This window comes from Piscicoccus intestinalis NBRC 104926 (genome assembly GCF_001515525.1).
GTDB classification, from domain to species: Bacteria; Actinomycetota; Actinomycetes; order Actinomycetales; family Dermatophilaceae; genus Kineosphaera; species Kineosphaera intestinalis.
This window is the reverse complement of record NZ_BCNQ01000018.1, coordinates 19,858-44,474: the sequence shown is the minus strand read 5'-3', so window position 1 is coordinate 44,474 and position 24,617 is coordinate 19,858. Positions and strand designations below refer to the sequence as shown.

Here is a 24,617-nt window from a genome sequence, read left to right as displayed (position 1 = left end):
CCCTTTGATTGTGGCCGGGCGCGTCATCGCGCACTGCCTCGGCTGGGTCCGACGCTAGTGGTGCCGGGTGGGCTCTCGGGGCGTCATCGAGGGGGTGACGAAGATTTGTCCCGCCGCGACGGCGGCGGCGACGACCGCGCGGCGGCGGGCGGGATCGACGAGCAGGTCGACCGTGTCGGTGAGCTGTTCGACGGAGCCGACCCCGGGCGGGAGGGTGGGCACGGTCGGCCCGCCCGGCCCGCTCGGCCCGGTGGGCCTGGTGGGTACGGCGCAGGTCGGTTCGGCCGAGGATCGCTCGGCCGCCAGGGCGGGGATGATCTCCGGGGCGATCTGCAGGTAGGGCCGGTCCCAGAACGCGGCGGTGGCATGCGGCGCCGGGCGGCCGAGGCCGGCGGACTCCTGCCGGTCGAGGAGCGCGTCGAGCGCACGGGCGCAGGCGGACTGCCGCTCGGGCCAGGCGTCGGCGTCGAGCATGGCGTCGACGTGGGTGCGCAGCGGTTCGACGCCGGGGAGGCGGTCGAAGAGGGTGCCGCGCCACTTCGAGTAGGGGGCCCAACGCTTGGAGAGCACGAACGCGAGGTGCGTGACGACGCCGGCCAGTCGCGCGGCGATGAGCCGGGAGCCGGTCTCGTCACCACGGTCGGCGGCCCGGCTCATCAGGGGCAACTCCTGGTCGAGGCGCTGCCAGCCGGCAGCGACGATGTAGCGCCAGATGTCGTCGGGGTACCACGCGAGGGCGTCCCGTCGGCGCGTCAGTTCCCCGGTGCGGTCGACGAAGACGGGTCCGGCGATGACCTCGAGGACGGCCTGTCCGGTGAGACTGAGCCAGTCGACGGGCCCCGGGTCGTCGACCGGGTCGAACCCGAGCCGATCGAGCACGAACCCGCGGGGGGTGTCGACATCGACGCGGTGGCGCGTTCGGCTCGACCCGGTGAACGTGAATCTCGTCGGCAAACCGAGGAATTCGGTCGGCAGGTCGGCCTCGAGCGCGGCGTCGACGGGCCCGCGCAGCTCGTCCGGAACGAACAGGCTCAGCCGCGGCCCCCAGTCGTGATCGCGCGACATCGCATCGTCGAGTCCGAGCACCTCCGAGCCGTGGCCGAGGCGCCCCGCCGCGTACGGCAGCCGCGGCCAGCGGGCGAGCAGCAGCGGCCGCACCGCCTCCTCGTGGAAGCGGCGCGAGAGCTCGCTGCCGGTGAGGCTGTGGGCGGCCGTCATTCAGCGCGACCCGATCGCGCCGGTGATGCCGACCCCTCCGTCGGGCCCTGCGTCGGACCCTCCGTCCGGCCCTGCGCCGGGCCCTGCGTCGGACCCTGTGTCGGGCCCGGCGTCGGGTGCTGCGTCAGCCCTTTCTGTCACCTGCTTCGGGCCCTGCCAACCGACGAGGTCGGGGTGGTGCGCGGCGGCGACGTCGGGGTGGGCGCGCAGCCGCGACTTCAGGCTGTTGGCGCCGTAGCAGTCGAACAGTCGGTTGTGCGCCTGTTCGCTGACCCCGCCGGAGCGCGCGGCGAGTTCGGCCAGGTGCGGCGGCAGCTCCAGCGGGACGAACCGCGCGGACAGGCCGGGCGCGTGGAAGAACGGGATCGAAAGGCGTTCGCGGTCGCCGGGGCGCAGCACGCGGTGCTCGGTGGCCTTGAGCAGGCCGCCGGTGGCCACCTCGAGCAGCTCGCCGATGTTGACGATGAACGCGCCCGGCAGCGGGTCGGCATCGATCCACCTGCCCTGGTGCTCGACCTGCAGGCCGCGCGTGCCCGGCTCCGGGAGCAGGAGGGTGAGCACCCCGGCGTCCTTGTGGCCGCCGACGCCCTGGCCCTGCGTGTCGGTGCCGGTGCCCGTGTCGGTGTCGGTGCCGGAGGCGGGGTAGCGCACGATCTTCAGCAGCGGAGCGGGGCGGTCGGCGAAGGCGTCGTCCCAGACGTCGGGGCGCTGACCGAGCGCGGTGGCCCACAGCCGCAGCGGCCGAATGCCGACCTGCGACAGGTCGCGTTGCCAGGCCTGCACGACCGGCAGGTCGTCGGCGAGGGCGGCGGGCCACAGGTTGGGACCCTGAAGCACGTACCAGGGCTCGTCGGCGGGCACGTCGATCGCGGGGCGCTCGATGCCGACGTCGATCTGCTCGCGCCAGTCGACGCGGCCGCGGGTCAGCTCGCCGCCGAGGCGGGTCCAGCCGCGAAAGTGCGGGCTGCGCAGCATCTCGACCTCGTGCTTGGCCGCCTCCGGCAGCGCGAACAGGCGCCGCGCGACGTCGAACATCTGCTCCTGCCGCTCGGGGCCGATGCCGTGGCCGACGAGGTAGAAGAAGCCGACCTCGTGGCTGGCCGCGAACAACTCCGCCCGCAGCGCCTCGACCTGCGCGGCGTCGTCGGCGCGCGCGAGGTCGATGACGGGCAGCGCCGCCTGCGCGGCGCCCGACACGGAAGCGGTGTGCTGGGCCATGGATTCAGCCTAGGACCGCCGCGACGTCGACCTCGCGGGCCTGCTCGACGTAGCGGCACAGGGCGTTGACCGCGCGCAGCTGCTCGGGGGTGGAGACAGAGGCGTCGAGGAGTGCCGGTGAGGCGACGACGATCGCGAGCGCCTTCGCGCGGCTGATCGCCACGTTGAGGCGGTGGATGTCGAAGAGGAAGCCGACGCCGCGGGGCGCGGTCTGCGCCGTGGACGACGCCATCGAGTAGATGACCACGGGCGCCTGCCGCCCCTGGAACTTGTCGACCGTGCCCGCGCGCACCCCCGGCGGCAGCACCGCGCACAGCCGCGCCACGTGGGCGTTGAAGGGCGCGACGACGAGCACGTCCGCGGGCGTCATCGGCCGCGTCACCCCGTCGGAGTCGGTGAACGTGCCGGTCAGCAGCCGCCGCACCAGCCGCGCGACCGCTGCGGCCTCGACCTCGCTGTCGGCCGAGCAGCCCTCGTGCCGGCACGGCGCCCACACCAGCCCCGAACCGGCCAGCGGGTCGGTGGCCGGCGCGTCGCTTCGCTCGTCAGCCGCCGGGCCGCCGCTTCGCTCGTGATCGACCGGGTCATCGCCCGGCGACGCCGTCGGCTCGCTGTCTGGCGACACCGCTCCGCTGTCGGGCGGCCCCGCCGCATCACCAGGCAGGTCGATGCGCTGCCGCTCCCGGTCGGGGGCACCGAGCAGCCGCTCCTCGTACGACAGCTGCGAGACGAACCAGGCGAGCTCGGGGTGCATGCGGTAGGTGCGGTCGAGGAACACCCCGCGGTCGGGCGGCACGGTGTCGTGCAGCACCCCGTCGACGGTGAGCAGGTGCTCCAACGCCGAGACCCCGCCTCCGTCGGGGTGCGCGGCCTGGGTGGGCTGGGTCAGCTGCTGCGGGTCGCCGAGCAGCACGAGGCCCCGGGTTGCCGCCGGGGCGACCGCCACCGCGTTGGCCAGCGAGAACTGCCCGGCCTCGTCGATGACGAGCACGTCGACGGCGCCGGCGAATTCCTCGCGCGCCCACAGCCAGGCGGTACCGCCGACGAGCGCGACCTCGCCGTCGCACAGTCCCCGTGCGATGTCGGCCGGCTGACCCACCCCGCGCACCAGGCCCGCCGGCTCGTCCGCGTCGGAGCCGGCCGCCGCGGCTGCGGCCCCCGCGGCGTCCACGGCGTCAGCGGCGTTCACGGCGTTCGCGGCCCCCGCGGCGTTCACGGCGTCTGCGGCGTTCACGGCGTCTGCGGCGTTCACGGCGTCTGCGGCGTTCACGGCGTCTGCGGCGTTCACAGCGTTCGTAGCGTTCACGGGGTCTGCAGCGTCCACAGCGTCTGCAGCGTTCACGGCGTTCCTAGCGTTCACGCCGCTCGCGGCATTCGCGGCGCCCGTAGCGTTCGCCGCCGCGGCAGACTCCGACGCACCTCCGCCGGTCGAGGCCGCCGCATCCGACGAGCCGTCGAGGCGCACCTCGCTGCCGCCTCCCCCGCGCGACGACGAGGTCTTGTGCCACGCGGGCCGCTCGACCTCCTCGAGCAGGTTGAGGATGACCGAGTGCGACTGCGCGGTCACCCCGACGCGCAGCCCGTCGTCGAGCAGCCCGCGGATCAGGGCCGCCGCAGCGGTCGTCTTGCCGGTGCCCGGCGGCCCCTGCACCGCGAGCACCTGCCCGTCGAGCCCGCGCCCGACGCGCACGACGACGTCACCCGCCGACTCCCCCGCGCGCCATCGCAGGACGTCGGCAGGCGGCACCGCCGGCTCCAACAGACGCGTGCCCATCGTCGACTCCCCCGCGAGCACCGCCCGGCCCGTGCGCTGGATCGAGTCGCGCAACACCTGATCCTGAATCGGGGCGGGCACCCCCGCGGCCCGCGCGCGCACCGGCTCCTTGCGCGCGGCTCGCTTGAACTCCGCCCACCCGGAGACGGGGTCGACGCGGTGCAGGGTGCCCATGCCCTCGAGCGTGTCGACGCTGGGCAGGCTGTCGCCGGGGCGACCGCCGTAGTCCTGCGGCGGCAGCGGATAGCGCCACACTTTCGAGGAGACGCGCCCGCGTTTGTCGAGCAGATCGGCGACGTGCACGGGCTCCCCGAGATCGGCGAGGGCCTTGGGATCGGCGACCAGCTCGTCGGTGGCCAGCTGCCCGAACCGGAAGTACTCCCACCAGGCCGGTCGCTGCTCGCGCCGGTGCCACCCGACGCACGCGGCGGCCAGCGGGTGGCCCGCCTCCCGCAGCCGCTGGGCGAGCTCATCTTCGGCCGCGACCCGCGCGAGCAGCTCGGAGTCGGGCTCCGGCTCGGCGTCGGCCGCTCGCGGCCGCGGCACCGCCCGACCAGCCGTCGTCAGCTCGGCGCGCCGCTCCTCCAGCCAGTCGTGCAACGCGAGCGTGGACAGCACGTCCTGCCGGTTGTACTCCGCGATCGAGTCGAGGATCGCCTGGTCGCCCGAGGCCAGCCAGCGCTCGTACTCGACGACCGAACTCAACGCGTCGGCCACCTCGCCCTGCGTGGCCGTGCGCGTGTGGTGCCAGTAGAACGCCTCGAGCTTCTTGATCGAATACGAGCCCTTGCTGATCCGCAGCCCCTGCCGCACCACCGCGTACAGGTCGACGAACACCCCGGCCCGCAGCAGCTCGTCGAACTCCGCCTCCCGCGTGCCGTAACGCGCGGTCATCCGCGCCAAGGCCGTGCGCTCGTAGGCCGCGTAGTGATAGACGTGCATGCCCCGGCCGGCCCGGTGCCGCGCGACGAGATCGTCGAGCAGCCCCTCGACCAGCCGCTTCTCCGCCTCGTCGTCGTGCGCCCACCACGTCACGAAGCGCTTGTCGCGATCGAGCAGCCCGGCGAGGTACTCCATGCCGCGCCCGCCGCCGGCCCACGGGTTGCCCTCGAAATCGAGATACACGTCGTGCGGATGCGGCTCCGGGAGCAACCCGAGCCCGAGCCCGGGGTGCGGGTCGAGCAGCTCGTACACCGGCTGCCCCTGCTCCCGCTCGGCCAGCTGGAGCCGGGCCTGCTGGGTGACCCGGCGCGCGGTACCCGGCGAGAGCACCCCCGCCAGCTCGGCCGGCTGCAGCCGGGCCAGCTGAGCGAGCGTGCGGACCCCGGCCCGACGCAGCGCCTCCCGGCGATCCCGGTGCACCCCGGCGACCCGGCCGACGTCGTCGGTCGACTCCCACACCCGCTCGCAGTGCCCGGCCCAACGGCACTGGCGGCAATGCGGGTTCGGCACCGCCTGCGTCGGCGCGCCGGAGGCCACCGCGCCCTGCAGGCGTTCGGCGACCCGCCGGGTGTACGCGGCCACGTCACGCGGCGCCCAGGCGTGCTGCTCCGCGTCGCCGGTGACGACGACGAGCCGCTGCGGCGGCACCCCCTGCACCGCGGCGAGCGGCTCGGCGTACGTGGCCATCTGCAGCAGCGCCGCGACCGTGAGCCGGCGGGCCAGCTTGGTGTCGGCGATGTCGTACCGCCACGGCCCCAGCGCGCTCGGCTCGTCGGGGGTGTCGACCCGCAGCAGGAAGTCGGCGTAGCCGAGCCACGAGCCCTGCGCGAGGCAGGCCTGGTAGATGACGTCGACGCCCGCACGCATCGCCGCCACCGTCTCCGCCGCGGCCCGTGAGCCGGACGACTCGATCGCCACGACCTCACGGCCCTGCGCGCGCAGCTGCTCCAGATAGGCGCGCTCGTGCGCGAGCCCTTTCGCGAAGATCAGATCGAGCGCCTCGTCGGGGGCATCGGGCACGGGCGCGTCGAGCGTGGGCTGCGGATCAAGGTCGCCCAAATCGAGCGTCGTCACGTGCGCGCAGGCGACGTGCTTGGTGAGGTCGGTGGCGCTGAGCACCAACCGCCCGTCGACTCGTCGCACCGTGACCACTCCTTTCGAAACACCCCTGCGATCAGCCTCTTTCGGCGCGCGATACCGGTCGTGCCCGGCCGGTCGTCGCCGTCGCAGGCCATCCTGACAGGCAGGTCCGACAAGACTCGGCAGGCACCGGTCGACCTGGCGGTCAACCGCCCGCCACCCGCCCGCACCCGCGACCCCGAAAGGGCAGTTGACAACGGGTTTCGTGGCGTGTCCGACCCGATCTCACCGGATCGACACCGGCCGTCGGCCACTCTGGGGGCATGCCAGCGAACGTCGGATTCCGCTCTCGCACGCGGTTGACCTGCACCGTGACGACCGTCCTGCTCACGGCGTCGGCGGTCTTCGTCGCTCCCGCCGCAGCCGACGAACCCGCGATCACCGCCCGCACTACCCCCGCCGCCGCATCGTCCGCGGCGACCGCCGGCGGGCCCCGTGCGGTACCCAGCACGGGCGGCGTCCGACTGGCCCCCACCGGAGGCGGGTCGCTCAGCGGCCGCGTCATCGTCGTCGACCCGGGCCACAACGGCCGCTACCTGCGCGCCGTCAACACCCGGCTCGTGCCCGACGGCCGCGGCGGCCGCAAGGCGTGCAACACCAGCGGCACCGCCTCGACCGGCGGCTACGCGGAGCACGCGTTCACGTGGTCGGTGGCCACCAAGCTCGCCGCGCAGCTGCGTGCCCGCGGCGCCACCGTCATCCTCACCCGCCCGAACGACCGTGGCGTCGGGCCCTGCGTCGACGAACGCGCCGCGATCGGCAACCGCGCGCGCGCCGACCTCGTGTTGTCCATCCACGCCGACGGGGCCCGCGCGCGCGACCGCGGGTTCCACATCATCCGCTCCACCCGCATGGCCGGGGGCACCGACGTCACCCGGCGCTCGGCCCGGCTCGCGACGATCACCCGGGAGTCGGTCTCCCGAGTCACCGGCATGCCCCGCTCGAACTACCTGGGCGGGGGCACCGCCATCACCCCGCGGGCCGACATCGCCGGGTTGAACCTCAGCCGCGTGCCGGCCGTCATGCTCGAGGCCGGCAACATGCGCAGCGCCGCCGACCTGCGGCTGCTGCGCTCCAGGTCGTTCCACACCAAGCAGGCGAACGCCCTCACGCAGGCCGCGGTGCGCTTCCTGCGATGAATCCTGCTGCGGGGCACTGACGCTCACGACCGCCTCCGGCCGCGCAGGCATCTTGTCGGTGCGGACCACTACGCTCCGCGACATGAACTACGAGATCGGCGGCAACATCCCTCAGGTCGACGGCGACGCCTTCGTCGCACCCACCGCGACCCTCGTCGGGCAGGTGCGGGTGGCGGCGGGGGCCAGCGTGTGGTTCGGCGCGGTCGCGCGCGGCGACGGCGACGCGATCAGCCTGGGCGAACGCAGCAACCTGCAGGACAACGCGGTGATCCACGCCGACCCGGGCTTTCCGGCGACGATCGGCGCCGACGTCTCCATCGGCCACGCCGCGGTCGTGCACGGCTGCACGATCGGAGACCGGGTGCTCGTCGGCATGGGCGCCACCGTCATGAACGGCGCGGTCGTCGGCGACGACACGCTCATCGGGGCCGGCACCCTCGTCTCCGAGGGCACCCAGATCCCACCGCGCTCGCTGGTCGTCGGCGTGCCGGGCAAGGTGCGCCGCGAGCTGACCGAAGCGGAGGTCGCGGGTCTGGCGGGCAACGCCGCCCGCTACACCGAACGCGCGGCCGACTACCGGGCCAACGGCCGTGCGCTGGCCTGATCCGGCGCGGCGGTGAGTGCCGCCGCGCCGCACCCGGCTCCCGATCCCGACCGCGACCTACCGGGCCCCGCCTGGGCGACGATCGCGCTCCTGGCGGCGCTGTCGATGTTCGGGCCGTTCACCATCGACACGGTCTTTCCCGCGTTCGCGTCGATGGCGGCGCAGTTCGGCTCCGACACCCTGGCGATGCAGCAGGTGACCAGCGTCTACCTGTTCTCCTTCGGCGCGATGAGCCTGTTCCACGGGCCGCTCTCGGACGCGGTCGGGCGCAAACCGGTCATGGTCGTCGGCATCCTCGCGTACGTGGCCGCCTCCATCGGGTGCGCGCTGTCGACGAGCCTGCCGATGCTGCTGGCGTTCCGCGCGTTGCAGGGCGCGACGGCCGGAGGCGGTCAGATCGTCTCCCGCGCCGTGGTGCGCGACCTGTACTCCGGGCCGCGAGCGCAGTCGGCGATGAGTCAGATCGTCATGATCTTCGCCGTCGCCCCCGCGGTGGCGCCGATCGTCGGCGGCTGGATCCTGGCGGTCGGGCCCTGGCCGTGGATCTTCTGGTTCCTCGTGGTGTTCGGCCTGCTCATGGCCACGCTGACGGCCACCCGGCTCCCGGAGACCCATCCGCCGCAGGCCCGCACGCCGCTGCGGGTCGGGCCGCTGCTGCGGGGGCTGTGGGAGGTCGGCCGCGACCCGGCGTTCCTGCGGATCGCCATGGCGGGCTCGCTCGCGTTCGCCGGGCAGTTCCTCTACATCGCCTCGGCGCCGATCTTCGTCGTCGACCTGCTCGGTCTCGGGGCGCAGGACTTCTGGGTGCTGTTCGTGCCGCTCATCAGCGGGATGGTGCTGGGCGCCCACCTCACTGGCCGCGCCGCGGGCAAGATCCTCCCGGGCCGGCTGACGTCGATCGGTCTGACGATCGCCACCGTCGGCGGCGCGCTCAACGTCGCCCTGCAGGTCAGCGGCGTGCCCGCCCTCCCGTGGGCGGTCCTCGGCCCGGCGGTCGTCGCGTTCGGCATCGCGCTCGTGTTCCCGGTGCTCCAGGTGGCCATGCTCGACCTGTTCCCGGCCCGCCGCGGAGCCGCCGCCTCGGTGGGCGCGTTTCTCACCCTCATGCTCAACGGGGTGCTCTCCGGGGCGATCGCGCCGCTGGTCACCGGCTCCCGGCTGCATCTGGCGCTGGCCAGTCTGGCGTTCGTGCTCGCCGGGTGGCTGCTGTGGCGGCTGCATCAGCGGGCCGAGTGGCGCGCGGCCGAGCACGAGTCATGACGACCGGTGGCTCAGGCCCCCGCGCCGCACACCGCCTCGTCGAGCCGCTGCAGACCCCCGAGCTGCGTGGCGAGCAGGCTCAGCTGCCAGTCCTGACCGAGGTCGTGGTCGAGACCCGAGCACTCCGGGCAGGCCCGCGTGCAGGTCTCGTGCGCGAGGTCGGCGGCGCAGTCGAGGCATATCAGGCCCGCGCACGTCTGACACGTCAGCCCCCAACCGACGATGATCTGCGCGTTGGGCGCACTCGTCGCGGTCTCGCGAAGCGCCGTTTCGGTGAAGCTCATTCACGTTCCCCTGTTGTCGATCATCCCGGTCCCCACGCCGGGTCAACTCACTCATCGACACTGGACACCCGGTCAACAGGAAAACGCGGAAGAAAGAAGTCGGACGTCCAACTTCTTTCTCGGGCGGGCACTGATGAGGGCGCGGAGAACCTTGCCGCACAGCCTAATTCGCCAACTCCGAGGATGCTCGGGTGTTCCGCGGAGTGAGCGGCGTCGCAGGCCCCGTCGGACCCGAGGTGACCTGACCCTCAGACCTGTCGCACGGCGTCGAAGGGGGCGTTGGAGGAGATCCGGGCCTCGATGCCGCGCGTGACGAAGTTCTTGGCGGCGCGGGCCGCCTCCAGGGGCGTGGCGCCCTTGGCGAGCTCGGCGGTGACCGCGGCGGCCAGGGTGCACCCCGCGCCGTTCACCGCGACCTCCCCGACCTTCGGGGTGGCGAGCACTTCGAGCGTCGTGCCGTCGTAGAACACGTCGACCGCGTCGGGGCCGCTGAGCCGCACCCCGCCCTTGGCGAGCACCGCCGCCCCGCACAGGTCGTGGATGCGCCGCGCGGCCTCGGCGAGGTCGTCGACGGAATCGATGCTCTCCATGCCCGAGAGCGCCATCGACTCGAAGTGGTTCGGCGTGACGAACGTGGCGAGCGGCAGGATGCGCTCCTTGAGCGCGTTGTCGGTGTCCAGCGCCGCGCCGGGCTCCTGCCCCTTGCAGATGAGCACGGGGTCGACGACGACGTGCCCCGGGCGCGCCTGCCCCAGGCCGCCGAGCGCGTCGGCCACGGTGTCGATGGTCACCGGGGTGCCGAGCATGCCGAGCTTCACCGCGTCGACCGGGTAGCACGCGAACTGCGCCTCGAGCTGGTCGGCGATGACGCCGGCGTCGACCGGCACGAAGCGGTGCGCCCAGTCGGCCTTCGGGTCGAGGGAGACGATGCAGGTCAACGCGACCATGCCGTAGGTGCCGAGGGCCTGGAAGGTCTTCAGGTCGGCCTGGGCACCGGCTCCTCCGGTGGCCTCGGAACCGGCGATCGTCAACGTGACCGGCGGCGTCTTGGTCGCCGAGGAGTCGGAGGGAACGGGGGCGGAAGCTGCAGACATAGGTGCCATCATCGTCCGTCGCCCGCCCCGGTGCGCAAGCGGTCCATCCGGGAGCCGGGCCCGACCTGCCCGTCCGACTTGCCGCCCGCACGGCCCGCCCGCACCACGGCCCGCCCGCCCGCACGGGGCCGGACGACGACAGGCCGGCGTCAGGAGCCGGCGCAGGCCGAGCAGGTGCCGAAGATCTCCAGGGTGTGGGTGATCCCGCTGAACCCGTGCACCTCGCCGGTGGTCTGGGCCCACTGCTCGACGGCGGGGTCGTCGACCTCGACGGTGTAGCCGCAGCTGCGGCACACGAGGTGGTGGTGGTGCGAGCTCGTCGAACAGAGCCGGTAGCGCGCCTCGCCCTCCTGGGTGCGCAGCACGTCGACCCGCTCGTCCTGGGCCAGCGCCGACAGGGTGCGGTAGACCGTGGCCAGCCCGATGGAGTCGCCGCCCTGGCGCAGGCGGGCGTGCAGGTCCTGGGCGGAGACGAAGTCCTCGGTGCGGCGCAGCCCGTTCTCCACGGCCTGGCGCTGGCGGGTGCTGCGACGCTCGGGCTCGCTCATGCCGACACCCCCGTGGATCGCGCTCCGGGCCGGTGTTCGGGCGCATGCCCGGGCGGGGCACCGTGCCCGCCGCCCGGGTCGTGTTCGTCGTAGTGATCCCCGTGCGGGGAGTGCAGGTGACCGTCGTGCAGGTAGTCGATGTGACCGTCGTGTTCGACCGGCTCGTGGCCGCAGTTGTCGCCGTGCTCGTGGGCGTGGTGTTCGGCGAACCGGTGGCTGCGCGCCAGGATCGCGTCGCGCACCGCGCTGAGCATCGCCAGCAGGGCGAACACGAAGATCGCGGCGAGCACGATCGTGCCGCCCGAGGGGGTCTCCAGATAGAACGAGCCGGCGACCCCACCGACGGCGCACGTCACGCCGATGAGCACGGCGAGCGTCATCGCCGACCGGAAGCTGCGGGCCACGAGCTGGGCGGCGGCGTTCGGCACGATCATCAGCGCGCTGATGAGCAGCAGCCCGACGACCCGCATCGAGACAACGACGGTGACCGCCGTGAGCACCGCGAGCACGATGTTGAGGCCGAGCACGGGCAGGCCCGCGGCCCGGGACCACTCCGGATCGTTGGCCACCGCGAACAGCCGGGGCCGCAGCACCGCGACCGTGACCAGCACGCCGAGCGCGAGCACCGCGAAGGTGACGATGTCGCCGGTGCCGGTGGTCGTGATCGCCCCGAACAGATAGGAGTTCATCGAGGCGGCGGCGCTGCCCGCACGGGCCATGAGCACGACGCCGAGCGCGATGCCGCCGTAGAACATGATCGCCAGCGCCTGGTCGGCGCTCGTGTGCCCGCGGGCCCGGACGACCTCGATGGCGACCGCGGCGCCGACGGCCGCGAGCAACGCGACCCACACCGGCGAGGTCTGCGTGAGGGCGCCGACGGCCACCCCCGCGAACGCGACGTGGCCGATGCCGTCGCCGATGAGCGACAGCCGCCGCTGCACGAGGAACACCCCGACGAGCGGCGCGGCGCAGCCGACGAGCAGCGCGGCCAGCAGCGCGCGGCGCATGAACTCGTAGTCCAGCAGCTCAAGCATGGCGAGCGGGCTCCTCTCGCGGGTAGGCGGTCTGGGTCGGCGGCACCGGTTCGGGCACGAGCAGCGAGCCGGTGTCCGGCTCCGCCGTGTCGTGGCAGTGCCCGTGCGACACGGGCGTCGCGCCGGTGGGCTGCGCCGACACGCCGTCCAGGCTGCCGTCGGCCACGATCCGCCCCGCGTGCATCGTCACGGCGCGGGCCAGCACCGGCCGCAGGGCCTCGAGTTCGTGGGTGACGACGAGCAGCGTCACGCCCTCGTCGACGAGCCGGCGCAGCACCCGCACGAGCACCCCTTGGTTGGCGATGTCGACACCCGCGGTCGGCTCGTCCATGACGAGCACCTGCGGCTGCGCGGCGAGCGCACGGGCGATGAGCACCCGCCGCTGCTGGCCCCCGGAGAGCGTGGCGACGTCGTGCCGGGCGAGCGAGCCGAGGCCGACGAGGTCGATGGCCTGCGCCACGATGCGGCGGTCCTCGCGACGCATCCAGCCGAGCAGCCCCTGATGCGGCAGGCGGCCCGCGGAGACGATCTCGGTGACGGTCGCGGTGACCGAGGCCGACAGGGTGTGCCGCTGCGGCACGTAGCCGATGAGGTACCGGCGGGTGAAGCGCTGCTGCGGCGTGCCGAACAGGTCGACGTCACCGCCGAGGTGGTCGGCGATGCCGAGCAGGCCCTTGACGAGCGTCGACTTGCCGCTGCCGTTGGCGCCGAGCAGCGCGACCGTCTCCCCGGCGCGGATGTCGAGGTCGACGCCGGTGACGACCCGCCGGTCGGAGTAGCCGAACGACGCACCGCGCAGCCGGATCACCGGCTCCCCCTCGTGGGTGGGCGAGAAGGTGGGTGAGACGTTCACGTGCACTGTTGCCCCTTCTGCAGGGTGGTGAGGTTGGCGCGCATGATCTCCAGGTAGTCCTGCCCCGCCGAGGAGTCGCTGACGCCCTCGATGGGGTCGAGCACCGCGGTGGTCGCGCCGGTCTCGGCGGCCACGGTCTGCGCCACCGCCGGGTTGACGAGCGTCTCCGTGTAGATCGTCGTCACGTGATGTGACCTGACGTAATCGGCGATCTGCGCGATTCGGGCGGGCTCGGGCTCGGCGTCGGGAGTGAGCCCGGCGATCGGCACCTGGTTGAGGCCGTATCGATCGGCGAGGTAGCCGAAGGCGGCGTGACTGGTCACCAGATCCTTGGAGGCGCACTGCCGCAGGCCCGCGGAGAAGTCGCCATCGAGCGTGGTCAGCTCCTTGGAGAAGGTGTCGAAGTTCTCGTAGAAGTCGCCCTTGTGCGCCGGGTCGAGGTTGCCCAGTTCAGTCGCGATCGCCTGCGCAACCTTCTGATAGCGGATCGGGTCGAGCCAGAAGTGCGGGTCGGTCGCGCCGGCCTCCGACGCGTGGTCGTGCCCGTCGTCGGGCGAGTGCCCGCCTCCGATCGCCTCCGGCTCGGTGAGGGTGAGGTCGGCGGACTCCGAGACGTCGAGCACGGTCGGCACCTGCTGTTCGGTGATCGCCGTGTCGACCGCCGGCTGCAGGTTCTTCTCGTAGACCGCCAGCCGGGCGGTGGAGACGGTGGCGACGTCTTGCGGAGTCAGCTCCAGGTCGTGCGGCTCGACGCCCGGCTTGGTGAGGTTGGTGACCTGCACGAGATCGCCGCCGACCCGCTCGACCGCATACGCCAGCGGGTAGAACGACGCGACGACCTCGATGCGCCCCGCGCTGGTGTCGGCCGCCGTCGGCGCCCCGGTCGCCGGCGCGCCCTCCCCCGACGGTCCACCGCAGCCGGCGAGGCCGAGTGCGAGGGCGGCGACGACGCCGAACGTGCGGGCGGTGCGCGCCCGGGGCGCGAGGGGTCGGTCCATGGCGACGATCCTGACAGCGGCTGATAATCATTGTCAAAAAGGGCTGATTTCTCAGCGTCCTCATAAGGTCGCGCAGGGTTCGTGACAGGCCCGGTGCCGACGGTGAGTACGTCGCCAGGATTCCGCCGGGATCCCGACGACCTCGTCAACCTCGAGGTCGTCGATGCAGACGTCGATCCGAACGAGAGCAGGCTGAGGAACCACATGATGACGAAGAAGGTTGCGACGGGCGCCGCCGCCCTTGCCGCTGCGGGGGCCATCGTCGCCGGAGGCGCCGCGATCTCCAACGCGTCCAACGAGACCGCCGGGAGCGGAGCCGGTTACGGCGGGTACGGCCAGAAGGCGCCGGAGGGCGCGGGCGGGGATCGCCAGGGCGACCGTCCGCAAGGACAAGGGCGCCACGAGCACACCGACGTGACCGGCTCGGAGAAGACCAAGGTCACCGACGCGGTCAAGGCCAAGGACTCGGCCGTCACCGTGCAGAGCGTGCGCAAGGACCCCGACGGCTCCTACGACGTGCTCGGCACCAAGGGCGGCGAGCAGGTCATGGTCGAGGTCAGCGCCGACCTGAAGACCATCGAGGTCCGCACCGGCGGGCCGGGCGGGCACGGCGGGCCGGGCGGACCGGGCGGGCACGGCGGACCTGGCCGCGGAGGACAGGACGGGGCCGGTGACAGCCAGAGCCGCCAGGGCTCCAGCGAGCAGGGCGGGCAGGGCCGCCCGGGCGGAAACGAGCAGGGCGGAAGCAAGCAGGGCGGCAGCGAGCAGGGCGGGCAGGGCAGCACGCAGGCTCCGTCGCAGGGCTCCAGCGCCACCTCGTCCTCGACCGCCTGACGCCCCGTCGGCCGCCGGGCCTCGCCTGAGCCGGCTGAGCCGGCCCGACCAGCCCCACCGGACTGAGTCGGCCCAACCGGACTGAGTCGGCCCGACCGGCCCCGCGCCCCGAGCGCGGGGCCGGTTCGCGCGGGCGATCAGTCTCCGGCTATGAACGCGCCCCAGCCACCGTCGGCGCCGATCAGCACGCGCCAGCCGAGATAGCCGCTGCCCTGGGCGCGCATGTCCCGGGCCTGGGCGCGGGTGAGCAGTCCGGCCGAGACGGCCTCGTCCCAGGCTTTCGGGTCGCCGGCGCCCTGGCTCGTCGAGACGCGTGGCCACACGTAGTAGCCGGAGAGCTTCTCGTACCCCGGGCGCGACTTCACGAGCGCGTCGACGAGATACCGGTACTTGGTCTCCTTCTCCGGCAACGCGAAGAACTCGCGCGGGGTGACGATCCCGAAGCTCAAGCGGGTCCTGTCACGCTCGGCCCGGCGGGCGAGTTCGCGCGACTGGCAGCGTACGGCGGCACCGATCAGGGCCCGGGCCGTCGTGCGAGTCGCTGTCGGCATGCCGCGCACGGTGACGAGCCGGCCCGGGCGGTTCTCGCCGGTGCAGCGCGGGCCGCGGGTGGCCTGTGACCGCGCTGCCTCCGATGCCCGCGTCGCCTCGGTGCCGGCACCACCGGCTGTCTCGGTGGTCACGGAACCGGCCGCCTGCGCGCTCGGCGCCGTCGTCGCAGGCGTCGAGGGCGTCGAGGGCACAGCGGCGGGGGCGGCCACCGCCGGCGCGGCGACACCTCCCGCCACCAGCACCGCGGCGATCAGGCCGGCCGACCCGGTGCGCCGCACTCGTGAACCCGGCCGGCCCGGCTCCGTGACCGGCGAGCGCCGCCTCCCCAGCGGCGATCCCGTCGAGCGCGTCGATCGCTCCTGCAGTGTCATCGTCGAATCCCCCAATCGCGGGCGAGTCGCGCCCGCCTCCGTGTGGATCGGCCTTGACCCACACGAGTCAGCGTGGCACCGCCGCAGCGGTGTTCGCGAGTGCAGGAATACTCAACCGGCGCGCGAACACCCAACCGGCGCGCGCCGCGACTCGATCGCGCCGCCGACCCGCGAGGCCAGTGGGCTCTCATACCCTGTCCTCGTGCCTCGGCTGCCCTTGTTCCCGCTGGCGACCGTCTTGTTCCCCGGCGCGGAGCTGCCGCTGCGGGTCTTCGAACCGCGCTATGTGGCGCTGCTGCACGACCTCACCCAGGCCCCGCCGCCGCGGCGCTTCGGCGTGGTGGCCATTCGCAGCGGTCACGAGGTCGGCGCCGGCAACGCGCGCGCCCTGCACCGGGTGGGCACGGCCGCGCTGCTCACCGACATCGAACGAGACGGCGACGGCACCTTCGCGATCCAGACCGTCGGGGAGCGCCGGTTCGCCCTGCGCGGCCTGAGCGACGACGCGCAGCACCCGTACCACGTGGGCAGCGTCGAGTGGCTCGCCGAACCGGTCGGCGACCGCGACGACGCGCTCGAGCGGGCCGGCCGGGTCGGCGCCCGGCTCGTGGACTACCGGCGTCTCTTCGGCGCGTCGCAGACCGACACGCTGACGCTGCTGCCGAACGACCCGACGGCCATGTCGCACCGCGTCGCCGAACTCGTCGCGTTGCCGCTGGAGGATCGCCAGGCGCTGCTCGCCTGCGAGCGCACCACCGACCGGCTCGCCCTCGCCGGGCACCTGCTCCGCCGCGAGACGACCCTCGTCGAGGCGCTGCGCGCGGTGCCCGGCGCGGTGCAGTCGCCGCCGTTCAGCGCGAACTGAATTCGCGCCCCTCAGGCGGCGCGCAGGGAGTCGGCGATGGCCTGCGCCATGACGCCCATGTCGTCGGCGGTGGCGACGAGGGGCGGCGCGAGGCGGATCGTCGAGGTGTGGGCGTCCTTGGCGAGCACACCGTGCTGCGCCATGCGGGTGCACAGCTCGTACCCGGTCATCAGAGCCGGGTCGATGTCGAGCGCGGCCCACGCGCCGCGCACCCGCAGCGCGATGACGCCGTGCCCGAGCAGCGGCTCCAGCCCGGCGCGCATGTGCTCCCCGAGCCGCCGGGCGTTCTCCTGGAACTCACCGGTGCTCAGCATCGCGACGACCTCGTGGCCGAGCGCCGCGGCGAGCGGGTTGCCTCCGAACGTCGAGCCGTGCGAGCCCGGGGTGAAGACGTCGATCACGTCGGCGTCCGCAGCGATCGCGGAGACGGGCGCGATGCCGCCTCCGAGCGCCTTACCCATGATGTAGATGTCGGGCACGACGCCCTCGTGGTCGCACGCGAACGTGCGTCCGGTGCGCGCCAGCCCGGACTGCACCTCGTCGCCGATCATGAGCACACGCTGTTGTGTGCAGATCTCCCGCACGCGCGTGAGGTACCCCTGCGGCGGGATGATGACGCCCGCCTCCCCCTGGATGGGTTCGAGCAGCACCGCGACCGTGTTCTCGTCGATGGCCGCGGCGAGCGCGTCGGCGTCGCCGTAGGGCACCGAGCGGAACCCGGGGGTGAACGGGCCGTAGCCGTGGCGCGCGTCGGGGTCGGTGGAGAAGCTGATGATCGTCGTCGTGCGGCCGTGGAAGTTGCCGGCCATCGTCACGATGTTGGCCTGTTCGGGCGCCACGCCCTTGACCTCGTACCCCCACCGGCGGGACACCTTCAGCGCGGTCTCCACGCCCTCGGCGCCGGTGTTCATCGGCAGGATGCGGTCTTTGCCGGTCAGTCGCGCGAGGTCGGCCACGAACGGGCCGAGCTGGTCGCTGTGAAACGCGCGGCTCGTGAGTGTGAGCCGGTCCAGCTGGGCCTTCGCGCGCGCCACGAGCCGAGGGTGGCGGTGCCCGAAGTTCAGCGCCGAGTAGCCGGCGAGGCAGTCGAGATAGCGGCGCCCCGCGACGTCCGTGACCCAGGCGCCCTCGCCGACGGCGAGCACGACCGGCAGCGGGGAGTAGTTGTGCGCGGCGTGCTCATGCACGAGGTCGATGTGCCGAGCGGCGTCGAGCGCCTCGATGGTCTGGGCATCGACCGATCCACCGGAGGGGGACTGCATGATCGTGGCTCCTTTCGAGCGTGGGAGGGGACGGGCCGTGCGCCCAGCATGACTCACGTCGTCATCGCGAATCGGACAGGTCCCGCCGCGCGGCGAGCCGCAGCCACCCGCGTGACACCGACTGCCACCCCGTTGCCACCCGCCGCCACCCGCCGCCACCCGCCGCCACCCACCGGTTACCCCGCGGCCACCCCCGGCCACCCAGGGCGAGGTTGGGGACCGCCCTGCGCGTGGGCTGCTCGCGCACGTAACGTCGGGGGTAATCCCGCTCGACCATGGTGACCATGGGCCGCTGACTCCGCCGACCCGAAGGACCGCGATGACCGACCGCACTCCGCTGGCCCCCTACGACGGGCTGTTGCTGCACTCCTTCGGCGGCCCGGAGGGGCCCGACGACGTCATGCCGTTCCTGCGCAATGTCACCGCCGGGCGCGGCGTGCCCGACGACCGGCTCCGCGAGGTGGCCCACCACTACGACAAGCGCGCGGGGCGCAGCCCGATCAACGACGAGAACCGCGCGCTGATCGCCGGACTGACCAGGGAGCTGACCCGCCGCGGCGTCGACGTGCCGGTGTTCTGGGGCAACAAGTTCTGGCCGCCGTACACGCACGAGGCGCTGCAGCAGGCCCGCGACGCCGGGGTGCGCCGGCTGCTGACGGTCGTCACCAGCGCCTACTCCAGCTATTCGGGCTGCCGCTCCTACCGTGAGGACCTCGCCGCGGCGCTCGAGCGCGTCGGCGGTGGCCTGGAGATCGACGTGCTGCGCCCGTACGGACACACCCGGGCGTTCCGGGAGCCGACCCGGCGGCACATCGTCGAGGCCTTCCGCACCCTGCTCACCAGCAGCGCCCTGCAGCCGAGCGAGGTGACCGTGCTGTTCGTCACCCACTCGATCCCGGTCGCGATGAACGACTCGTCGGGCCCGCCCGGCGAACCGGGCGTCTACCAGCAGCAGCATCTGCAGGTGTGCGACGACGTCATGTCGGCCGTCCGCGCGCAGTGCGGCGTCGACGTGCCGTGGCAGCTGACGTACTGCTCGCGGTCGGGCCCGCCGAGTCAGCCCTGGCTCGAGCCCGACGTCAGCGACGCCATCGCCCAGCTGGCCGGCACCGGCGTGCGGGGCGTGCTCATCGCCCCGATCGGGTTCGTCTCCGACCACATGGAGGTCGTGCACGATCTCGACGAGGAGGCGGTCGAGGCCGCCCAGGAGCGCGGGCTCGCCGTGGCGCGGGTCAGCACGGTGCGCGACGACCCCGTCTTCGTCGCCGGACTCGTCGACCTGCTGCTCGCCCGCGCCGCCGCCGAACGCGACGCCCGGCCCACGCCCGGTCTGCGCTGCCCCGTCGGCTGCTGCGCCGGGCGCGGCCCCGCCAAGCCGACGGTCAGCGAAGAGTCCTGAGTTCGGACGCTGCCCGAGTGCTGGGCGTGCGCTCGACGGGCCCCTGACCAGCCGGAGGCTGTGTCCCCCGGCCGACTGACCCGCGGCACGGGTGCGAGAGTGAGTGGGGCCCGACGCGTGGCCCGACTCCCTCGAGGCAAGGAGACCGCGGTGCTGGGTGCGCTCACCGGGTTCGTGACGATCGGCATCGTCATCGCCGTCGGCATGCTCGTCGCCCACATCGGTCTGTTCGACATGCCGGCCCAGCGGGTGCTGGCCCGCCTCGCCTTCTACGTCGGCAGCCCGTGCCTCATGCTGCTGACGATCGCGGAGGCCGACGTGCACCGGCTGCTGTCGGCCAACCTCGTCGCGAGCTTCACGGCGGTGGTCGTCGTCTGCCTCATCTGGGTGCTGCTGGCCCGGTTCGTCTGGAAGCTCGACGTGGGGGCGACGACGATCGGCGCGCTGTCCAGCGCCTACGTCAACGCCGGCAACCTCGGCATCCCGATCGCGGCCTACGCCCTCGGCGACGCCGCGCTCGTCGCCCCGACGCTGCTCATGCAGTTGCTGTTCCTGCAGCCACTGGCCCTCGTCGTGCTCGACCGGCACGTGCGTGGCGGAGGCGGGGTGCGCCGCGTGCTCGTCACGGCCGTCACCAACCCGTTGACCGTCGGCTCCCTGCTCGGGTTGCTCATGGCGATCTTCGGGGTGCGGCTGCCCACCCCGATCCACGCGCCGATCGAGCTGCTCGGCGAGCTCGCGGTGCCGGCGATGCTGCTGGGGTACGGCATCGCGCTGCGGCTGGGGCCCGGACTGGGTGCGGGCATCGGCGGGCAGCTGTGGGCGACGTCGCTGCTCAAGCTCCTCGTGCAGCCGCTGGTCGCGTGGGCCGTGGCCGCCGGGCTGCTCGGCGCCGAGGGGCTGCCGCTGCTCGCGATCGTCGTCACCGCGGCGCTGCCGACTGCGCAGAACATCTTCGTGCACGCCACCCGGTACGACGTCGGCACGGCGGTCTCCCGCGACACGATTCTCATCACGACGCTGGGGTCGGTGCCGGTCATCCTGCTCGCCGTGCTGCTGCTGTCGTAGCCGCCCGTGACCACGGTTGCGGCGTGCCCGATGCTTGGATGCATGCCCCTGCCCTCGCTGCTGCTCACCGGCGTGCGGCTCGTGCCGTTGGGCACCCCGATCGCGGCCGGGCCGGCCCCCACCGGACACGCCACACCCACGGATGTGCGCATCATCGACGGCCGGGTCACCGAGGTCGCGCCCGGTCTCGTCTCGCGCGGCGAGCCGGTCGTCGACGCCGGCGGCGTGTGGGCCATGCCCGGCCTGTGGGACCAGCACGTGCACGCTCTGCAGGCGGGCGCCGACCGGGAGCGCCTCGACCTGTCGGGGGCGACGAGCGCACCGGCCGCCGCCGCCCTCATCGGGGCGCACGCCGCGGCGCTGCCCGACCCGTCCTCGCTGATCAGCGCCTCGGGATACCGCAGTGTCGCCTGGCCGCGGCTGGGCAGCGTGGCCGACCTCGACGCGGTCAGCGGCGCGCACCCGGTGGTCGCGATCAGCGCCGACTGCCACAACGGCTGGCTCAACTCCGCGGCGCTGCGGCTGCTCGGTCTCCCGCCGCGCGAGGGCCCCATGCAGGAGTCGGAGTGGTTCGCGGTCATGGGCCGGCTGCGCGACCTGCCCGGGGTGCGCGAGGCCGGGGAACGCGGGCTGCGCGGCCTGGTCGCCGACCTGCAGGCCCGCGGCGTCGTCGGCATCGTCGACATGGAGCACTCCGCCGCCTACCGGGACTGGCCGGCCCGGGTGGGCGCCCTGTCGCCGTTCCGCGTGCGCGCGAGCGTCTACCCCGAGACGCTGGCGCAGGTGGAGGCGGCCGGGCTGCCCAGCGGCGCGGCGCTGGCCGGGCCGCTGGTGACGATGGGGCCGCTGAAGATCATCAGCGACGGGTCGCTGAACACCCGCACCGCCTGGTGTTGCGAGCCCTACCCGGCCGCCCACCCCGACTCCCCCGTAACCGCGAATCCGCTTGGGGTACAGAACTATTCGCGGCAGGAGCTGCTGGCTTTGGCGGGGCGGGCGCGCGCGGCCGGCCTGGACGTCGCGCTGCACGCTATCGGCGACGCGGCCGTCGCGCAGGCGCTCGACGTCATGGCGGCGACCGGTGTGCGGGGCTCGATCGAACACGCCCAGCTGGTGCGCTGGCAGGACGTGCCGCGGATGGCGGCGGTGGGCGTGCGCGCCAGCGTGCAACCGGCTCACCTGCTCGACGACCGTGACGTCACCGACCTGTGCTGGCCGACCGGGGCGCCCCGCTCGTTCGCGCTGCGGGCGATGATCGACGCGGGGGTCGACGTGCGGCTCGGCTCCGACGCCCCGGTGGCGCCACCCGACCCGTGGCTGGCGATGGCCGCCGCGGTGCACCGCAGCGCCGACGACCGCGACCCGTGGCACCCCGAGCAGGCGCTCACCGTGCCGCAGGCGCTGGCCGCGAGCACCGACGGCTGGGGCACGATCGCACCCGGCCACCCGGGCGATGTCGTTCTCCTGCAGGAGGATCCGCGCGGCGCGCCCGGCGAGGGGTCGGCGCAGGCGGCGGCGCGACTGCGCGCCACCCGGCCGGTGGCCACGGTCATCGCGGGCCGCGTCGTGGCCTCGCGGTGAGCCTCGGGGCGGGCTCCTGCAGTCTGAGGCCGCCCCCAAGCCGCCCCCGGTCCGCCTCGGGGATCGCGCCCGGTCACCCCGTCGCGGCCTCCCGTCGGTGGGCCTAGCGGGGCCGTCCCGAGTGGCGAAGACGAGAATGGCTCACACACTCGCATCCAGGCTTCGGGGGCGCGCTCGTGACCTGCGGTGATGCCCGGCCTCGGCGGCCGTGAGGGCGAGTGTGTATGCCAACGTCGTCTTCGACCCACCGACTGCCGCTTTCCTTGCGACGGAAATGCGCCGCTTGAGCGGGTGGAGCAGTCGTCGGGACGCGTCGGCACGGCGGCGCGTTCGACGAACGCTCGAGCCCGGCCTGGCCCGGCGGTGCTGGCGCGAGTCGGCCCGGCCGCCGCTCCGGTAGCGCGAGTCGGCCCGGCCGCCGCTCCGGTAGCGCGAGTCGGCCCGGCCGCCGCTCCGGTGGCGTGCTTGCGCGAAGCGGTGCACACACTCCTCGCAGACTCCACCCTCGATATCTGAGGTTCAGGCGCGCCTCGGGTGATGATGTCCTAGTCGAACGTCAGGAGGCACGCATGGTCGGACGGACACCTCAGCCGCTCAACCCGTGGTCGAGCGAGCAGGTCATCACGTGTGCCGACGAGACCGTCGGGTTGCGCGCGGTCATCGCGATCGACGACACGTCGCTGGGTCCCGGGCTCGGCGGCGTGCGCTTCTCGGAGTACCCGGACGCCTCCGCCGCGCTCATCGAGGCTCAGCGGCTCGCGCGCGCCATGACGTTCAAACACGCGCTGGCCGACCTGCCCTACGGCGGCGCGAAGGCCGTCATCGTCACCGACGGGCCGGCCCCGGCGGGAGCCGACCGGGAGCGGCTGTTCACGCGGTTCGGCGAGTTCGTCAAGCGCGTCGGGGTTTTCATCCCCGGCATCGACATGGGCACGACCCGCGCCGACATGGTGACGATGCGGGCGGCGGGCGCCAAGGTCTACAGCGCCGACTTCGATCCCTCGCCCTGGGGCGCGCGCGGCGCGTACGCCGCGCTGCGGGCCGGTGCGGTGCACGCCCTCGGCACCGACGACCTGCGCGATGTGCGGGTCGCCGTGCAAGGAGTCGGTCACGTGGGCGCCGCGCTGGCGCGGCTGCTGGCCGCGGACGGGGCGCGCGTGCTGGTCGGCGACATCGACCACGACGCCGCCCAGCGCCTCGCCGACCAGATCGGCGGGCTGGTCATCGATCCCGCGGACGCGCCGTACGCCGTGTGCGACATCTTCTCGCCGTGCGCAGTGCCGCAGGTGCTGCGGGCCGACTCCGTGGGACGGCTGCAGTGCCGCCTCGTGGCGGGGGTCGCGGCCGACATCTTCGACGACGACACGACCGCCGACGCGCTGCACGCCGCGGGAGTGACCGTGGTGCCCGACTACATCGTCAACGCGGGCAGTGTCATCCACGAGCACGCCCGCGCGATGGGCTGGGACGAGGAGCGCCTCAGCAAGGACGTCGACCGCATCGGCGCCCGCGTGGCCGACCTGCTCGAGGAGTCGGCTCGGGTCGACGAGGCCCCCACTCGGGTGGCGCAGCGCCGCGCGCGGGAACGGCTCACGCAGGAGCTGTGACCCCGCCTCCGCGCTGAAGCGGAGGACGCTGCGGCGGAGTCGGTCAGCCCACGGCGGGCGAGACGAAGCCCTGCACCTGCACGACGAACGGCCGTGTGCCGTCGGTGTGCTCGGCGGCAGCGCCGTCGACACCGTCACCGGTGGTCTCGTCGGTCTGCGGGGCCGCGTCGGTGCTCTCGCGCCCGGCCTCGTCGATGAGGTGCGCGATGTCGCCGAACAGCCGCTCGGCTCGCTCCGGCGTGAGGTTGACGATGTGCGTGCTGAGGTCGCTCACCTCGCTCCACTCGCGCCCGAGGCCGTGGTGGGCCTCGATCGCGGCCTGGGCCGCGTCGGTCTGTTCGACGAGCCGGGCCTGCAGGTAGGCGGAGCGGGCCTCGACGTCGCCGACGGGGCCGCGCTCGGGGCGGGCGGTCGGGGTGGGGGCCTCGCCGCCTTCGGGCACCTTCCAGTAGCGGTCCCGTCGGTTGCCCAGATCGTTGGCCTCGACGATGAAGCCGTAGGCCGCCAGCTGCCGCAGGTGGTAGCTGGTGGCGCCGGAGTTGAGTCCGAGCTGTTGGGCGAGCGCCGTGGCGGTCGAGGGGCCGGCGGTGCGCAGCGCGGCGAGCACCCGGACCCGGACGGGATGCGCGAGACCGCGCAGACGGTCCGGGGCTGGCACGCGCTGCCGGGCGCGAGCGACCCCTGAGCGGGAGTCCATTGTCTTCGAGTCGGTCACCATAACTGCAAACTTATCTTTGGTCGTCAACTTCGGGCAAAACAGACGCGCCGTCAGTCTGGACTCGTTCAGGCCGCTGACCTGCACATATCAACGGTTATGGGTCGTGAGCACCACCGTGGAGGGCCGAAAATGGGTGCTGACACGGATCGGTTCTGAGCGCGATAACTGGTGCACAATGGGGGTCTTGGCTCAGAACTCCCCGGGGGAGGATCGACCCGCACCCGAACTTTCCCGGTGGAGGGTCGGCACGAGGG

Annotated in this window: 21 protein-coding genes; 9 read left to right on the top strand and 12 right to left on the bottom strand. The window is 73.4% G+C overall.

Going from position 1 to position 24,617, the window contains the following annotated elements; all coding sequences use genetic code 11:
* Positions 1–54 precede the first annotated feature (54 nt).
* From PINTE_RS05475 to PINTE_RS05465, 3 genes are read right to left on the bottom strand one after another with little or no spacing between them, the layout of a single operon-like run.
* A complete protein-coding gene (locus tag PINTE_RS05475; protein WP_068427300.1) occupies positions 55–1,218 on the bottom strand; it encodes a DUF4037 domain-containing protein in 1,164 nt (387 codons plus the stop codon).
* The gene (locus PINTE_RS05470) at positions 1,219–2,436 is read right to left on the bottom strand and encodes an isopenicillin N synthase family dioxygenase (RefSeq protein ID WP_217996507.1); all 1,218 of its coding nucleotides are present in this window, start codon (positions 2,434–2,436) and stop codon (positions 1,219–1,221) included.
* A 4-nt stretch (positions 2,437–2,440) separates the two neighbouring features.
* Positions 2,441–6,295 (bottom strand): TM0106 family RecB-like putative nuclease, encoded by a 3,855-nt coding sequence (locus tag PINTE_RS05465; protein ID WP_157087093.1) that lies wholly within the window; start codon positions 6,293–6,295, stop codon positions 2,441–2,443.
* Positions 6,296–6,555: 260 nt separating this feature from the next.
* On the opposite strand from PINTE_RS05465, the gene PINTE_RS05460 reads away from it, so the two are divergent.
* The 3 genes from PINTE_RS05460 (at position 6,556) to PINTE_RS05450 (ending at position 9,295) form a co-directional block, all read left to right on the top strand.
* Positions 6,556–7,431, top strand: coding sequence for an N-acetylmuramoyl-L-alanine amidase (locus PINTE_RS05460; RefSeq protein WP_068427294.1), 876 nt, complete (start codon positions 6,556–6,558; stop codon positions 7,429–7,431).
* A gap of 82 nt (positions 7,432–7,513) precedes the next feature.
* On the top strand, positions 7,514–8,035 hold the full coding sequence (locus tag PINTE_RS05455) for a gamma carbonic anhydrase family protein (protein WP_068427292.1): 522 nt from the start codon (positions 7,514–7,516) through the stop codon (positions 8,033–8,035).
* Between the two features lie 12 nt (positions 8,036–8,047).
* Positions 8,048–9,295, top strand: coding sequence for a multidrug effflux MFS transporter (locus PINTE_RS05450; protein ID WP_084343275.1), 1,248 nt, complete (start codon positions 8,048–8,050; stop codon positions 9,293–9,295).
* 11 nt (positions 9,296–9,306) lie between these two features.
* On the opposite strand, the gene PINTE_RS05445 is transcribed toward PINTE_RS05450, so the two are convergent.
* From PINTE_RS05445 to PINTE_RS05420, 6 genes are all read right to left on the bottom strand, one after another.
* Complete coding sequence (locus PINTE_RS05445; protein ID WP_068427286.1) at positions 9,307–9,579, bottom strand: hypothetical protein; 273 nt, start codon at positions 9,577–9,579, stop codon at positions 9,307–9,309.
* Between the two features lie 248 nt (positions 9,580–9,827).
* Positions 9,828–10,673, bottom strand: a complete 846-nt coding sequence (locus PINTE_RS05440; RefSeq protein WP_068427285.1) for a hydroxymethylpyrimidine/phosphomethylpyrimidine kinase — start codon at positions 10,671–10,673, stop codon at positions 9,828–9,830.
* 149 nt (positions 10,674–10,822) lie between these two features.
* Complete coding sequence (locus PINTE_RS05435) at positions 10,823–11,221, bottom strand: Fur family transcriptional regulator (protein ID WP_068427282.1); 399 nt, start codon at positions 11,219–11,221, stop codon at positions 10,823–10,825.
* Complete coding sequence (locus tag PINTE_RS05430) at positions 11,218–12,255, bottom strand: metal ABC transporter permease (RefSeq protein ID WP_068427278.1); 1,038 nt, start codon at positions 12,253–12,255, stop codon at positions 11,218–11,220. The genes PINTE_RS05435 and PINTE_RS05430 overlap by 4 nt, the downstream gene beginning before the upstream one ends.
* Positions 12,248–13,108 carry a metal ABC transporter ATP-binding protein gene (locus PINTE_RS05425; RefSeq protein WP_245642821.1) on the bottom strand — a complete coding sequence of 287 codons (861 nt, stop codon included), beginning with the start codon at positions 13,106–13,108 and terminating at the stop codon, positions 12,248–12,250. Before PINTE_RS05425 ends, PINTE_RS05430 begins: the two co-directional genes overlap by 8 nt.
* The gene (locus PINTE_RS05420) at positions 13,105–14,106 is read right to left on the bottom strand and encodes a metal ABC transporter substrate-binding protein (RefSeq protein WP_068427273.1); all 1,002 of its coding nucleotides are present in this window, start codon (positions 14,104–14,106) and stop codon (positions 13,105–13,107) included. Before PINTE_RS05420 ends, PINTE_RS05425 begins: the two co-directional genes overlap by 4 nt.
* Positions 14,107–14,208: 102 nt before the next feature.
* On the opposite strand from PINTE_RS05420, the gene PINTE_RS22565 reads away from it, so the two are divergent.
* On the top strand, positions 14,209–14,940 hold the full coding sequence (locus PINTE_RS22565) for a hypothetical protein (protein ID WP_157087092.1): 732 nt from the start codon (positions 14,209–14,211) through the stop codon (positions 14,938–14,940).
* Between the two features lie 137 nt (positions 14,941–15,077).
* On the opposite strand, the gene PINTE_RS23125 is transcribed toward PINTE_RS22565, so the two are convergent.
* The gene (locus tag PINTE_RS23125; RefSeq protein ID WP_169798462.1) at positions 15,078–15,863 is read right to left on the bottom strand and encodes a hypothetical protein; all 786 of its coding nucleotides are present in this window, start codon (positions 15,861–15,863) and stop codon (positions 15,078–15,080) included.
* A 202-nt stretch (positions 15,864–16,065) separates the two neighbouring features.
* On the opposite strand from PINTE_RS23125, the gene PINTE_RS23120 reads away from it, so the two are divergent.
* Positions 16,066–16,728 carry an LON peptidase substrate-binding domain-containing protein gene (locus PINTE_RS23120; RefSeq protein WP_068427267.1) on the top strand — a complete coding sequence of 221 codons (663 nt, stop codon included), beginning with the start codon at positions 16,066–16,068 and terminating at the stop codon, positions 16,726–16,728.
* Between the two features lie 11 nt (positions 16,729–16,739).
* On the opposite strand, the gene rocD is transcribed toward PINTE_RS23120, so the two are convergent.
* Positions 16,740–17,990 (bottom strand): ornithine--oxo-acid transaminase, encoded by a 1,251-nt coding sequence (gene rocD / locus PINTE_RS05400; protein WP_084343271.1) that lies wholly within the window; start codon positions 17,988–17,990, stop codon positions 16,740–16,742.
* A gap of 319 nt (positions 17,991–18,309) precedes the next feature.
* Between rocD and PINTE_RS05395 the strand changes: the two genes are divergently transcribed.
* From PINTE_RS05395 to PINTE_RS05380, 4 genes are all read left to right on the top strand, one after another.
* Positions 18,310–19,389 (top strand): ferrochelatase, encoded by a 1,080-nt coding sequence (locus PINTE_RS05395; protein ID WP_068427265.1) that lies wholly within the window; start codon positions 18,310–18,312, stop codon positions 19,387–19,389.
* A 150-nt stretch (positions 19,390–19,539) separates the two neighbouring features.
* Positions 19,540–20,457 carry an AEC family transporter gene (locus tag PINTE_RS05390; RefSeq protein ID WP_068427263.1) on the top strand — a complete coding sequence of 306 codons (918 nt, stop codon included), beginning with the start codon at positions 19,540–19,542 and terminating at the stop codon, positions 20,455–20,457.
* A 42-nt stretch (positions 20,458–20,499) separates the two neighbouring features.
* Positions 20,500–22,038, top strand: a complete 1,539-nt coding sequence (locus PINTE_RS05385; protein WP_068427259.1) for an amidohydrolase — start codon at positions 20,500–20,502, stop codon at positions 22,036–22,038.
* Between the two features lie 569 nt (positions 22,039–22,607).
* Positions 22,608–23,645, top strand: coding sequence for a Glu/Leu/Phe/Val dehydrogenase dimerization domain-containing protein (locus tag PINTE_RS05380; RefSeq protein WP_068427253.1), 1,038 nt, complete (start codon positions 22,608–22,610; stop codon positions 23,643–23,645).
* A 43-nt stretch (positions 23,646–23,688) separates the two neighbouring features.
* Here the strand turns inward: PINTE_RS05380 and PINTE_RS23655 are convergent, their stop codons facing one another.
* Positions 23,689–24,363 (bottom strand): winged helix-turn-helix domain-containing protein, encoded by a 675-nt coding sequence (locus PINTE_RS23655; protein WP_068427251.1) that lies wholly within the window; start codon positions 24,361–24,363, stop codon positions 23,689–23,691.
* Between the last annotated feature and the right edge of the window lie 254 nt (positions 24,364–24,617).

Coding starts and splice junctions, on each gene's coding strand:
- PINTE_RS05435 (WP_068427282.1), bottom strand. CDS start 11,221: ATGAGCGAGCCCGAGCGTCGCAGCACCCGCCAGCGCCAGGCCGTGGAG.
- PINTE_RS05430 (WP_068427278.1), bottom strand. CDS start 12,255: ATGCTTGAGCTGCTGGACTACGAGTTCATGCGCCGCGCGCTGCTGGCC.
- PINTE_RS23655 (WP_068427251.1), bottom strand. CDS start 24,363: ATGGTGACCGACTCGAAGACAATGGACTCCCGCTCAGGGGTCGCTCGC.
- PINTE_RS05475 (WP_068427300.1), bottom strand. CDS start 1,218: ATGACGGCCGCCCACAGCCTCACCGGCAGCGAGCTCTCGCGCCGCTTC.
- PINTE_RS05385 (WP_068427259.1), top strand. CDS start 20,500: ATGCCCCTGCCCTCGCTGCTGCTCACCGGCGTGCGGCTCGTGCCGTTG.
- PINTE_RS05455 (WP_068427292.1), top strand. CDS start 7,514: ATGAACTACGAGATCGGCGGCAACATCCCTCAGGTCGACGGCGACGCC.
- rocD (WP_084343271.1), bottom strand. CDS start 17,990: ATGCAGTCCCCCTCCGGTGGATCGGTCGATGCCCAGACCATCGAGGCG.
- PINTE_RS05420 (WP_068427273.1), bottom strand. CDS start 14,106: ATGGACCGACCCCTCGCGCCCCGGGCGCGCACCGCCCGCACGTTCGGC.
- PINTE_RS23125 (WP_169798462.1), bottom strand. CDS start 15,863: ATGACACTGCAGGAGCGATCGACGCGCTCGACGGGATCGCCGCTGGGG.
- PINTE_RS05460 (WP_068427294.1), top strand. CDS start 6,556: ATGCCAGCGAACGTCGGATTCCGCTCTCGCACGCGGTTGACCTGCACC.
- PINTE_RS05470 (WP_217996507.1), bottom strand. CDS start 2,436: ATGGCCCAGCACACCGCTTCCGTGTCGGGCGCCGCGCAGGCGGCGCTG.
- PINTE_RS05395 (WP_068427265.1), top strand. CDS start 18,310: ATGACCGACCGCACTCCGCTGGCCCCCTACGACGGGCTGTTGCTGCAC.
- PINTE_RS05445 (WP_068427286.1), bottom strand. CDS start 9,579: ATGAGCTTCACCGAAACGGCGCTTCGCGAGACCGCGACGAGTGCGCCC.
- PINTE_RS05380 (WP_068427253.1), top strand. CDS start 22,608: ATGGTCGGACGGACACCTCAGCCGCTCAACCCGTGGTCGAGCGAGCAG.
- PINTE_RS05440 (WP_068427285.1), bottom strand. CDS start 10,673: ATGTCTGCAGCTTCCGCCCCCGTTCCCTCCGACTCCTCGGCGACCAAG.